The organism is Streptomyces sp. NPDC043867, assembly GCF_056435845.1.
On record NZ_JBWKDS010000043.1, the window covers coordinates 63,559 to 74,843 of the forward strand.

Below are 11,285 nucleotides of genomic sequence, written 5' to 3' on the forward strand. Positions count from 1 at the left end.
CGCGGGCGTCGCCTGTGCGCAGGCAGCGCCCGGAGGCTGAGGACCAAGCGGATGTCCTGGTCGTCTTCGCTCATTCGGACCGACGGCCACCCGCCCAGTCACTCACCTACTTCATCCAAGTCGCGCGATGGCCGGGGACGGGCACAGGATCGAGGAACGCTGACGTCGCCTCACCGCGGCCAACGTTCACTTTCCCCCTCCGCGAAGGAGATGTGCGCAGGATGACCACCACGTCCGAACGTGTTGCAGGTTCGCGGGCGCGACAGGCGTCGCACCATGTGTCTCAGTCCGTGTTCGACGGTTCCCCGCTTCGCGTCGTCCTTCTGGTCGACGTCCACGACGGGGCCCAGCAGGAGTTCCTCGAGGCCTACGAACAGCTGTGCAACCAGGTCGCGTCCGTCCCCGGGCATGTCAGCGACCAGCTGTGCCAGTCGATCGAGAACCCCTCGCAGTGGCTCATCACCAGCGAGTGGGAGAGCGCCCCGCCGTTCCTCGCCTGGGTCAACAGCGAGGAGCACGTACGGATGGTCGAGCCGCTGCACAGCTGCGTGCGCGACACCCGGTCACTGCGCTTCCACGTCGTCCGCGAGACCGGTGGCCCGGCGACAGGCGCCGGCCAGACGCAGCGCCGGCTCCAGACAGCACCCAGGATCGGCGACGGCGTGATCCGGCACGCGCTCACGTTCACCGTCAAGCCGGGCAGCGAGGAGATCGTCGCCAAGATCCTCGCCGACTACGCCTCGCCCGAGCCGCGGGTCGACGACACCACCCGGCTGTGCCGCACCTCGCTGTTCATGCACGGCAACCGGGTGGTGCGGGCCGTCGAGGTGCGGGGCGACCTGCTGGCCGCGCTGCGCCATGTCGCCCGGCAGCCCGAGGTGCGTGCGGTCGAGGAGGCCATCAACCCCCATCTGGAGCAGGACCGGGACCTCAACGACCCCGAGTCCGCCCGGGTCTTCTTCACCAGGGCCGCGCTGCCGGCCGTCCACCACGTGACGGCGCAACGGCAGAACACGCAGGCCGAGCGGTACGCCCTGTACTACCCGGCCCGGCCGGACCGCGGCATGAAGCTGGCCGAACTCCTGGCCCGTCAGGACGAGGCGGCCGCGGACGACCCGCGCAGCCCGGTCCTGCGCAGCACGATCTTCCAGCGCGACGACGTCGTCGTACGGCTGATCGACGTGCGCGGCGGACTCGAGACCGGCGACCCCGCCCAGGTTCTGGGTCTGTCCGACCCGGGGCAGGTGGCCGAGCTGACGACGCTCCTGGACGACGCCGCGGAGGCGAACGCGTCCGCGTCGAAGGACGGCAGTCTCGCGCGCTTCCTCGAACTGGCGCGCATGGATCTCGTCACCGACCGCCGGTCGCCCGACGCCTGATTCGTCATCGCGTGGGAGGGGCGGTGCCCCGTCCCTCCCGCACCGGTGCAGTACATCATCGGAGGAACGTCGTGATCACTTCTCGTCACAGAATCATCGACCTCAACGAGATCGAGCCCAACACCCGGCGTGGCGGTGACCTGCGCGCCATGCTCACTCCGACCGCGGTGGGCGCCACCAGCGGCTTCATGGGCGTAGCCCTCATCCAGCCCGGCGACCGCATCGGTGAGCACTACCACCCGTACTCCGAGGAGTTCGTGTACGTGGTGTGCGGGCAGCTGGAGGTGGACCTGGACGGTGAGCCGCACCCGCTCCGGGCCGAGCAGGGGCTGCTCATCCCCCTCAACGTGCGCCACCGCTTCCGCAACGTCGGCAAGGTGGAGGCCCGGATGGTCTTCCACCTGGGTCCGCTGGCCCCGAGCCCGCCGCTGGGCCACGTCGACACCGAGGAGACCGACGCCGAGTCCGCGGTGGTCGGTGCCGAGGCGGCCCAGCGACGCCAGGTCCGGTCATGACGAGACGAGTGGCCGTCACCGGCATAGGCATCGTCGCTCCCGGTGGTACGGGCGTACCGGCGTTCTGGGACCTCCTGACGGCCGGGCGCACGGCGACAAGGGCCATCACGTTCTTCGACCCGGCCGGTCTGCGTTCCCGGATCGCCGCCGAGTGCGACTTCGACCCCGCGGCCCACGGCCTGGACGTGCGGGACGTGGAACGGGGCGACCGCTACATCCAGTTCGCCCTGGTCGCGGGGGACGAAGCAGTACGGGACTCCGGTCTCGACCTCGGGGCCGAGAACCCCTGGCGGGTCGGTGTCTCGCTCGGCACGGCGGTCGGCGGCACCACCCGGCTCGAGAAGGACTACGTCCTGGTCAGCCACGGCGGGCAGCGCTGGGACGTGGACCACCGGGAGGCGGGCCCGGAGCTGCACCGGGCCTTCTCGCCCAGCACACTCGCCTCCACCGTGGCGGAGCGGTTCGGGGCGCGTGGTCCGGTGCAGACCGTCTCCACGGGCTGCACCTCCGGGCTCGACGCGGTCGGGTACGCCTTCCACACCGTGGCGGAGGGCCGGGCCGACATCTGCATCGCCGGCGCCTCGGACTCGCCGATCTCGCCGATCACCATGGCGTGCTTCGACGCGATCAAGGCCACCTCCCCGAACAACGACGATCCGGCCCACGCCTCGCGTCCCTTCGACGCCGACCGTGACGGATTCGTCATGGGCGAGGGCGGCGCCGTACTCGTCCTGGAGGAGCTCGAGCATGCCAGGGCCCGCGGCGCCCGCGTGTACTGCGAGCTGAGCGGATACGCCACGTTCGGCAACGCCTACCACATGACCGGCCTGACCAGCGACGGTCTTGAGATGGCCCGGGCCATCGAGGACGCCCTCGACCACGCACGTCTCGACCCGACGGAGATCGACTACGTCAACGCGCACGGGTCGGGCACCAAGCAGAACGACCGTCACGAGACCGCCGCGGTGAAACGGGTTCTGGGCCCGCACGCCTACGACACCCCCATGAGTTCCATCAAGTCGATGGTGGGCCACTCGCTGGGCGCCATCGGAGCGATCGAACTCGTCGCCTGTGTGCTGGCCCTCACCCACCAGGTCGTACCGCCGACCGCGAACTACGAGACACCGGACCCCGAGTGCGACCTGGACTACGTCCCGCGCGTGGCCCGCGAGCGCAAGCTGGCGGGCGTGCTCTCGGTGGGCAGCGGGTTCGGCGGCTTCCAGTCCGCGGTGGTCCTGAACCGGCCGAGGGAGAAGACACGATGAGCGAACCCCGCCCACGGCGCGCGGCCGTCACGGGAATCGGTGTGGTCGCGCCCAACGGAGCCAGCACCGAGACCTTCTGGAAGTCCACCAGGGAGGGCATCAGCGTCCTGGACCGGGTCACCCGGGACGGCTGTGAACATCTGCCGCTACGGGTGGCGGGCCAGGTGCGCGACTTCGACCCGTCGGCAGCGATCGAGGAGCGCTTCCTCGTCCAGACCGACCGGTTCACGCACTTCGCGATGGCCGCGGCCGACCTGGCGCTGGACGACGCCCAGCTCCACCGGCCCGAGACCGACGGCGCGCCGTTCTCCGTGGGCGTGGTCACCGCGGCCGGGTCCGGCGGCGGTGAGTTCGGACAGCGCGAACTCCAGCAGTTGTGGGGCAAGGGCAGCCGTTACGTCGGCCCGTACCAGTCCATCGCCTGGTTCTACGCCGCCAGCACCGGCCAAATCTCCATCCGCCGCGGCTTCAAGGGTCCCTGCTCCGTCGTCGCCGCCGACGAGGCCGGCGGTCTGGACGCCCTCGCCCACGCGGCACGGGCCGTGCTGCGTGGCACCGACGTGATCGTGGCGGGGGCGACCGAGGCACCGATCGCGCCGTACTCGGTGGTCTGCCAGCTCGGCTATCAGGAACTCAGCACGGTCGAGGAACCGACGCGCGCCTACCGCCCGTTCACGTCCGGGGCCTGCGGTTTCGTGCCCGCGGAGGGCGGCGCGATGATCGTGGTGGAGGCGGAGGGCGCGGCCCGGGCGCGGGGGGCGCGCGTGCGGGCCCACGTGGCCGGACACGCGGCGACCTTCACGGGAGCCTCCCGCTGGGAGGAGTCCAGGGAGGGGCTCGCCCAGGCCATCCGGGGCGCCCTGGCGGAGGCCGGCTGCGCCCCCGAGGAGATCGACGTCGTCTTCGCCGACGCTCTCGGGGTACCGGAGGCGGACCGCGCGGAGGCCCTGGCCATCGCCGACGTCCTCGGAGCCCACGGCACCCGTGTGCCCGTCACCGCGCCGAAGACGGGGATCGGGCGCGGCTACTGCGCGGCGCCGCTGATGGACACGGCGGCCGCGGTGCTCTCGATGGAGCACGGCCTGATTCCGCCCACCCCCAATGTCTTCGACATCTGTCACGACCTCGACCTCGTGACCGGCCAGGCGCGTACCGCCGAGGTACGCACTGCGCTGGTTCTGAGCCGGGGACTCATGGGGTCGAACTCGGCGCTGGTGCTGCGGCACGGCGCCACCGACGCCTCGTAGCGAGGCGCCGCGGAGCAGCAGAGGAAGGGAATGGCATGACTGACCGCATCACTGTGGAAGAGCTGGCCGAACTCATGAAGAAGTGCGCCGGCGCCACCGTCACTCCGGAGGAACTCGACCGCGACGGGGCGCTCTTCGAGCACATGGGCGTCGACTCGCTCGGCCTGCTGGGCATCGTGGGCGAGCTGGAGAACCGGTACGGCGCACCGATGCCGAACGACGCCGAACGCTCCAAGACGCCCCGGCAGTTCCTCGACCTCGTCAACAGTGCCCTCATGACAGGAGCGTGAGATGACCGGTCACACACAGAACGAGATCACCATCGCGGCGCCTTTGGACCTGGTCTGGGAGGTGACCAACGACCTGGAGAACTGGCCGCGGTTGTTCAGCGAGTACGCCTCCGTCGAGATCCTCTCCCGGGAGGGCCACAGGACGACCTTCCGGCTGACGATGCATCCGGACGAGAACGGCACCGTGTGGAGCTGGGTCTCGGAGCGCGAGCCGGACCGCGACACGCTCACCGTCAAGGCCCGCCGCATCGAGACGGGGCCCTTCGCCCACATGGACATCCACTGGCGGTACGAGGAGGTACCGGCCGGCACGCGGATGGTCTGGACACAGGACTTCGCGATGAAGCCGCAGGCGCCGGTCGACGACGAGTGGATGACCGACAACATCAACCGGAACTCCAAGGTCCAGCTGGGCCTGATCCGCGACCGCATCGAGAAGATGTCGGCGGAGCGCGGTGCGACCGCCGGTCTGACCGACTGAGCCGGACGGAGAGAAGCCCATGCACCAAGCTCTGATCGTCGCCCGGATGGCCCCGGGGTCGGCACCGGACATCGCCAAGGTGTTCGAGGAGTCCGACCGCGGGGAGCTGCCGCGACTCGTCGGCGTGACCCGGCGCAGCCTCTTCCAGTTCGGCGATGTGTACATGCACCTGATCGAGTCCGAGCGTGAGCCCGGGCCCGCCATCGCCAAGATCACCGGGCATCCCGAGTTCCGGGACGTCAGCGAACGGCTGGCCTCGTACGTCAGCGCGTACGACCCGGAGACCTGGCGTTCCCCGAAGGACGCCATGGCGCAGCGTTTCTACCTCTGGGAGCGCGAGCCGTCCGGCTGACCGCCGCCGGCCCTCACCGGTCGCCGGGTCCGCGACGCTGCGGACCCGGCGACCGGCGGTCTGCGGGTGCGGAGTCCCGGGATCACCGGGGTCCGCCGGATGCGGTCGGATCAGCCGGGGACGTGGCAGTCGAACGCGTGCAGATACGGGTTGACCGGGCTGATGTCGTCGATGACCAGACCCGCCTCGGTCAGCCGGTCCACCATGCTCTGGGTGGTGTGCTTCGCTCCTCCGACGTTGAGGAGCAGCAGCAGGTCCATCGCGGTGCTGAACCGCATCGAGGGTGAGTCGTCGACGAGGTTCTCGATGACCACGACCCGCGTCCCTGGGCCGCCGGCCTCGCGGACGTTGCGGAGCGTGCGGGCGGTGCTCTCGTCGTCCCACTCCAGGATGTTCTTGATGACGTAGACGTCGGCCTTCACCGGGACGGCCGTGCGGACGTCGCCGGGCAGCACGCGCGCACGGTCCGCCAGGTCGCCGCCCGCACGCAGTCTCGGCACCGCGTTCTCCACCACGCGGGGGAGGTCGAGCAGCGTCCCCTGCATCGAGGGGTACTTGTCCAGCAGACTCGCCACCACGTGCCCCTGCCCGCCGCCGACGTCGGCCACGGACGCGCTCCCCGTCAGGTCGAGGAACTGTGCGACGTCGCGCGCCGACTGCACGCTGGAGGTCGTCATGGCGCGGTTGAAGACGTCGGCCGACTCGGGGGCGTCCTCGTTGAGATAGGGGAAGAACTCCTTGCCGTACAGGTCCTCCACCACGTTGCGGCCGGTGCGCACCGCCTCGTCCAGCTTCGGCCAGACGTCCCAGGTCCAGGGTTCCGTGCACCACAGCGAGATGGCGCGGAGGCTGTCGGGGTCGTCCTCGCGCAGCAGCCGGGAGACGTCGGTGTGCGCGAACGTCCCGTCCGGGCGTTCGGCGAAGACCCCGTAGCAGGACAGGGCCCGCAGGAGCCTTCGCAGCGGGCGGGGTTCGGCCTTCACGGCGGCCGCGATGTCCTCCACGGCCATGGGGTCGTCACCGAGAGCGTCGGCGACGCCCAGCCGGGCGGCCGCACGGAGGGCGGCGGCACATGCCGCCCCGAATGCGAGTTCCCGCAGCCGCATGGACGGCGGAGGGGCGGACTGAGCGGTTGTCATCTGCCGCCTTCCTTTCTTTTCGGGTCACGTGAAGCACGGGAATCACTGGGCGTGCGTGGTGTTCCCGGGTGCACGGAGGGGAGGGCGATGGCGGTCAGCACAGGCCGGCGGGCTTGGACGACCGGCAGGAGTTGTCCTGGAACGTGTTGCCCTTGCCGGGGTCCGTGTTGACCAGGTCTGCCGGGGAGTTGTCCCGCAGCAGGTTGTCGACGATCCGGTTCCGCTCACTGGTCGCGCCCACGAAACTCTTGAACACGACGATGCCGCCCGACAGCGGGGACTTGCCGGCGTTGTCCTTGATCACGTTGTGGGTGACGAGGTTGTCGTCGGCGCCCGTCAGGACGATGCCGGACCCCTGGAGGGCGTCCAGCCGTGCGGTCTTCGGGCAGGACTTGTTGTTGCGCTCGATGCGGTTGTCGCGCACGGTCACGAAGCCGGTCTTGGGCTTGTTCTCGTCGCCGACGACGAACACCCCCGCGCAGTTGCGGGTGAGGTGGTTGTCCACGATGGTCAGGTTGCGCAGCCGGCGGACGGTGACGCCGATCCGGTTGCCCTCCAGCCGGTTGTGCTCCACCACCGTTCCCTCGGTGTCCGTGGCGCCCTGCTCGTCCTTGACCGTGTTGGCGAGGAACAGGCCCGCGTCGCCGTTGTCCCGGGCGGTGTTGTCGCGGAACAGCCCATGGACCGAGTGCTCCGTGGCGATGCCCCATACGCCGTTCTTCACCGCGGTGACGTTCCGCACGGTCAGTCCGTCGGCCTCGTTGGCGTAGATGCCGGTCTTGCTGAAGCCGGTCACCGTCAGGGAAGCGATGGTGACGTAGTCGACGTTGTGGTCCTTGGTGCCCGCGACGCAGATGCCGTTCCCGGCCGCGGCGCAGCCGGCGGCGGCTTTTGCGGCGCCAGATCCGGTGCTCGGCTTGGCGGTGGTGGTGCTCGGCTTGGCGGTGGAGGTGCTCGGCTTGGCGGTGGAGGTGCTCGTGCCCTTCTCCGGTTCGAGCACCGTGCCGCGGCCCATGCCGCGCAGGGTGAGCCCGGGCGTGGTCACGTTGACGCTCTCGTGGTGGGTGCCGCGCGCCAGCAGAACGACGTCGCCGGGCCGGGCGGAGTCCACCGCCTTCTGGATCGACTCCCCCGGTTTCACCAGGTGGACTCGGTGGGCGGCAGCCGACGGTGCGGCGCCGAGGGCCGTCCCGAGCAGCGCCGCGGCGCACGCCAGGGGTGCGATATGACATTTCCTCATATCGTGCACGTTATGACGCCGAGGGTCCGGATCCAGCGGTATGGGCCATCCGGCGGCGTGGCCCCGCCGACACCGACGACGTGCCCGGCCGGGGTGGCCGGGCACCGGTGGTTCAGGCTCCGCAGCCACCGGACGGTGCCTGCCCGGCGGCGGGGGCGTCGATCTGCACGCGCTGCGGGACCGGCGCGCAGCAGCCGCCGCCCTCGGCCGGTGCGGTGGGATCGTCGAAGAGGCCGGCGCCGCCGCACACCCCGGTCTCGGGGAGGGTCAGTTCGACACGGTCCGCGGCGGCGAGGTCGCCGGCGATCGCGGCGGCCACCGATCGGACCTGCTCGAAGCCCGTCATCGCCAGAAACGTGGGGGCACGACCGTAGGACTTCATGCCCACCAGGTAGAGGCCCGCTTCGGGATGAGCGAGCTCGCGGTGGCCGTGCGGGTAGACGGTGCCACAGGAATGCTGGTTCGGGTCGATCAGCGGCGCAAGTTCCACCGGCGCCTGCAGACGCTCGTCCAGGCCCAGGCGGACCTCGGACAGGAAGGACAGGTCGGGGCGCAGGCCGGTCAGCACGATGACCTCGTCGACCGGCTCGAGCCGGCGCCCGTCCTCGCTCACCAGGACCAGCCGTCCGTCGGCCGCCCGCTGGAGTGCCTCCGTACGGAAACCGGTCACGGCCTCCGCCTCACCGTGCTCGACGGCCGCCTTCGCCGCCAGGCCCAGCGCCCCGCGGGCCGGCAGCTCATCGGCGTCGCCGCCGCCGAAGGTGGAACCGCTGATCCCCCGGCGCAGCACCCACACCACCTGCGTACCCGGCTCATCCCGGGCCAGCGAAGCGAGCCCGGCCAGCGCGGTGAACGCCGACGCGCCCGAACCGATCACGGCAGTGCGCCGGCCCGCGTACCGGGCGCGGACGGCCGGGTCGTCGAGGTCGGGGACGCGGTAGGTGAGCCGGTCGGCGGACGCCTGCTCCCCCAAGGCGGGCAGGCCGCCGGCACCGGCCGGTCCGGGCAGGTCCCAGGTACCCGAGGCGTCGATCACGGCGCGGGCGAACACACGTTCCTCAGCGCCTCCGGCGCCGGTGATGTGGACGACGAAGGGCTGGGCGTCGCGGTCGGCGTCGACGATGCGGTCACGGCCGGCGCGGGAGACACCGGTGACCTCCGCGCCGTAACGCACCCGCCCGCCCAGGGCATCGGCCAGCGGCCGCAGGTACCGCTCGGCCCATTCGGCGCCCGTCGGGTACCGGGCCGCGTCCGGCCGCACCCAGCCGGTCGGGGCCAGGAGCTTTTCCGCGGCCGGGTCGGTCACCTCACCCCAGGGGGAGAACAACCGCACATGGCCCCACTCCCGCACCGCGGAGCCAGCCACCGGACCGGACTCCAGGACCAGCGGCTCGATACCGCGTTGGAGGAGGTGCGCGGCGGCGGCCAGGCCGACCGGGCCGGCTCCGATGACGACGACGGGAAGCTGCTGCTCACTCATGACGGCGGGTCTCCTCATAACGCGGGTCGGTACGCGGGTCGGTACGCGGTTCGTATCGCAGGTGATGGCGGGCGAGGCACGAAGACTCCGGCCGACAACGGGTGTCGCGGCTAGCGTCGGGCTCGGCCGGTTGCGTCGGGCCGGCCGGACTCTTGTTTCGACATCTATCGATGTCTTTCGATACCCGGAGCTTGCCACCGGTATCGATGACTGTCAACATAGACGCATGTCGAATTCTCAGGTGGTGGAGCTCCCGGTCCTGCAACCGGAGCAGGCCCTCCCGTGCTGCCCGCCGATCACCTCGGCCGAGCTGTCGCAGGCGGACGCGGAGAAGATGGCCGCCATGTTCAAAGCACTGTCCGACCCGGTACGGCTACGGCTCTTCTCCAAGATCGCCTCACACGAGGGCGGCGAGGCATGCGTCTGCGACATCGCCGACGTGGGTGTCTCACAGCCGACCGTCTCGCACCACCTGAAGAAACTGCGCGAGGCCGGACTGCTCACCTCCCAGCGGCGTGGCACCTGGGTCTACTACCAGGTCGCCCCCTCCGTGGTGGCGGCCATGTCCGCCCTGCTCGCTGCGCGCCCCTGACCTCTCCTCCGACCGCGGGGCGAGCCCTCCGGCCCGCCGGTCACCGACTCACGAAACGAGAAGCTCCTCCATGCCCGACACGTCCGGCAAGCCGTCCGTCCTGTTCGTCTGCGTCCACAACGCCGGACGCTCCCAGATGGCTGCCGCCTGGCTGACCCACCTGGCCGGCGACCGCATCGACGTCCGCTCCGCCGGCTCCGCGCCCGGCGACCAGGTCAACCCCGCCGCCGTCCAGGCGATGGCCGAGGTCGGCATCGACATCTCCCGGGAGACTCCCAAGATGCTCACCGTCGACACGGTCCGCACATCCGACGTGTGCATCACCATGGGGTGCGGCGATGCCTGTCCCGTCTTCCCCGGCAAGCGATACCTCGACTGGAAACTCGAAGATCCCGCCGGCCAGGGCATCGAAGCCGTACGGCCCATCCGCGACCGGATCCGCACCCTCGTCGAAGACCTGATCGCGGACATCGCCCCGACGCCCACTGCCTGAACACCTGAGCCCGGGGGGAGAAACGGATGCGGGAGCAGTCCGAGGACACACTGCTGGAAGAGGCGCTGGGCGCACTCGCGGGGCCGGGTCGCCGCGGCGCGAAATTCACGGCCAAGCGCCTGAGGAAGAACGTCGGTGAGGCCTACCTGCTGGTGCCGCTGCCCTTCGCCCTCGCACTGGACCGCGTGCGCGGGGCACTGGCCGAGGCCGCCGGCGGGAACAGTCCGTGGCCCGTGGAGTCCGGACCGGACCGGGCGACGCTGCGCGTCCTGGCCGGCGGCGGATTCGGCGGCCTGAACCCGGTGGTGGTCACGGCCGGCCTGAACGCCGACGGACCGCACGGCACCGGCGTACACCTCCGGGCCGCCGCCAAGGAAGGGCTGATCAGACAGCGCGCGGGCGAGAAGACAGCCGAACGGATCGTGCGGTTGCTGAACCGGTAAATGGCCTCGCCTGCCCGGGTCAGCACCGCGGGAACACCGGCACGCAGACCGTCGAGGAGGGCGCCGAGATCATTGTCCGCACGGCACAGACCGGACCCGACGGGCCGACGGGCCGCTACCTCGACGCGAAGGACCCCTTGCCCTGGTGAACCGTCCACGGGCACGAACAGGGGCGGACGGACACCGGGGTGTCCCGCCCGCCCCTGCATCTCCCCGTCACGGGAGGTCTTGGTGTGGCCCGCCGGGAATCGAGTCCCGGCGGCGCCGGAAGCGGCCGCCGGTCAGCTCTTGGGCATCAGGACGGTGTCGATGATGTTCACGTTGGCGTTGGCGGTCTTGACGTTGCCGCAGACGACCTTGGCGGAGTCG

Annotated in this window: 13 protein-coding genes and 2 pseudogenes; 11 read left to right on the top strand and 4 right to left on the bottom strand. The window is 70.7% G+C overall.

Annotated features, from left to right (window positions below):
* The first annotated feature begins 221 nt into the window (after window positions 1-221).
* The 7 genes from AC069T_RS31775 to AC069T_RS31805 all read left to right on the top strand — a co-directional run bounded on the left by AC069T_RS31775 (window position 222) and on the right by AC069T_RS31805 (window position 5,529).
* The gene (locus tag AC069T_RS31775) at window positions 222-1,379 is read left to right on the top strand and encodes a SchA/CurD-like domain-containing protein (RefSeq protein ID WP_478786030.1); all 1,158 of its coding nucleotides are present in this window, start codon (window positions 222-224) and stop codon (window positions 1,377-1,379) included.
* A gap of 95 nt (window positions 1,380-1,474) precedes the next feature.
* Entirely contained in the window at window positions 1,475-1,894 is a 420-nt protein-coding gene (locus AC069T_RS31780; RefSeq protein WP_478786043.1) for a cupin domain-containing protein, read from the top strand.
* Entirely contained in the window at window positions 1,891-3,159 is a 1,269-nt protein-coding gene (locus AC069T_RS31785) for a beta-ketoacyl-[acyl-carrier-protein] synthase family protein (RefSeq protein WP_478786031.1), read from the top strand. Before AC069T_RS31780 ends, AC069T_RS31785 begins: the two co-directional genes overlap by 4 nt.
* Entirely contained in the window at window positions 3,156-4,406 is a 1,251-nt protein-coding gene (locus AC069T_RS31790) for a beta-ketoacyl synthase N-terminal-like domain-containing protein (protein WP_478786032.1), read from the top strand. Before AC069T_RS31785 ends, AC069T_RS31790 begins: the two co-directional genes overlap by 4 nt.
* 35 nt (window positions 4,407-4,441) lie before the next feature.
* Window positions 4,442-4,696 carry an acyl carrier protein gene (locus AC069T_RS31795; protein ID WP_478786033.1) on the top strand — a complete coding sequence of 85 codons (255 nt, stop codon included), beginning with the start codon at window positions 4,442-4,444 and terminating at the stop codon, window positions 4,694-4,696.
* Between the two features lies 1 nt (window position 4,697).
* A complete protein-coding gene (locus AC069T_RS31800; RefSeq protein ID WP_478786034.1) occupies window positions 4,698-5,177 on the top strand; it encodes an SRPBCC family protein in 480 nt (159 codons plus the stop codon).
* A 19-nt stretch (window positions 5,178-5,196) separates the two neighbouring features.
* Window positions 5,197-5,529 carry a TcmI family type II polyketide cyclase gene (locus AC069T_RS31805; protein ID WP_358853351.1) on the top strand — a complete coding sequence of 111 codons (333 nt, stop codon included), beginning with the start codon at window positions 5,197-5,199 and terminating at the stop codon, window positions 5,527-5,529.
* 110 nt (window positions 5,530-5,639) lie between these two features.
* On the opposite strand, the gene AC069T_RS31810 is transcribed toward AC069T_RS31805, so the two are convergent.
* The 3 genes from AC069T_RS31810 to AC069T_RS31820 form a co-directional block, all read right to left on the bottom strand.
* A complete protein-coding gene (locus AC069T_RS31810; RefSeq protein ID WP_478786035.1) occupies window positions 5,640-6,668 on the bottom strand; it encodes a methyltransferase in 1,029 nt (342 codons plus the stop codon).
* Window positions 6,669-6,762: 94 nt separating this feature from the next.
* The gene (locus AC069T_RS31815; protein ID WP_478786036.1) at window positions 6,763-7,908 is read right to left on the bottom strand and encodes a right-handed parallel beta-helix repeat-containing protein; all 1,146 of its coding nucleotides are present in this window, start codon (window positions 7,906-7,908) and stop codon (window positions 6,763-6,765) included.
* Window positions 7,909-8,020: 112 nt separating this feature from the next.
* The gene (locus AC069T_RS31820) at window positions 8,021-9,406 is read right to left on the bottom strand and encodes an FAD-dependent oxidoreductase (RefSeq protein WP_478786037.1); all 1,386 of its coding nucleotides are present in this window, start codon (window positions 9,404-9,406) and stop codon (window positions 8,021-8,023) included.
* Window positions 9,407-9,614: 208 nt separating this feature from the next.
* Here AC069T_RS31820 and AC069T_RS31825 point away from each other — a divergent pair, with 208 nt between their 5' ends.
* From AC069T_RS31825 to AC069T_RS31840, 4 genes and pseudogenes are all read left to right on the top strand, one after another.
* Complete coding sequence (locus AC069T_RS31825) at window positions 9,615-9,980, top strand: ArsR/SmtB family transcription factor (protein ID WP_478786038.1); 366 nt, start codon at window positions 9,615-9,617, stop codon at window positions 9,978-9,980.
* 70 nt (window positions 9,981-10,050) lie between these two features.
* Window positions 10,051-10,473 carry an arsenate reductase ArsC gene (locus AC069T_RS31830; RefSeq protein ID WP_478786039.1) on the top strand — a complete coding sequence of 141 codons (423 nt, stop codon included), beginning with the start codon at window positions 10,051-10,053 and terminating at the stop codon, window positions 10,471-10,473.
* Window positions 10,474-10,499: 26 nt separating this feature from the next.
* Window positions 10,500-10,916, top strand: a complete 417-nt coding sequence (locus AC069T_RS31835; RefSeq protein WP_478786040.1) for a hypothetical protein — start codon at window positions 10,500-10,502, stop codon at window positions 10,914-10,916.
* A gap of 29 nt (window positions 10,917-10,945) precedes the next feature.
* Window positions 10,946-11,065, top strand: a pseudogene (locus AC069T_RS31840) (short-chain dehydrogenase); the annotation flags it as partial.
* Window positions 11,066-11,197: 132 nt separating this feature from the next.
* Here the strand turns inward: AC069T_RS31840 and AC069T_RS31845 are convergent.
* Window positions 11,198-11,285, bottom strand: a pseudogene (locus AC069T_RS31845) (fasciclin domain-containing protein); the annotation flags it as partial.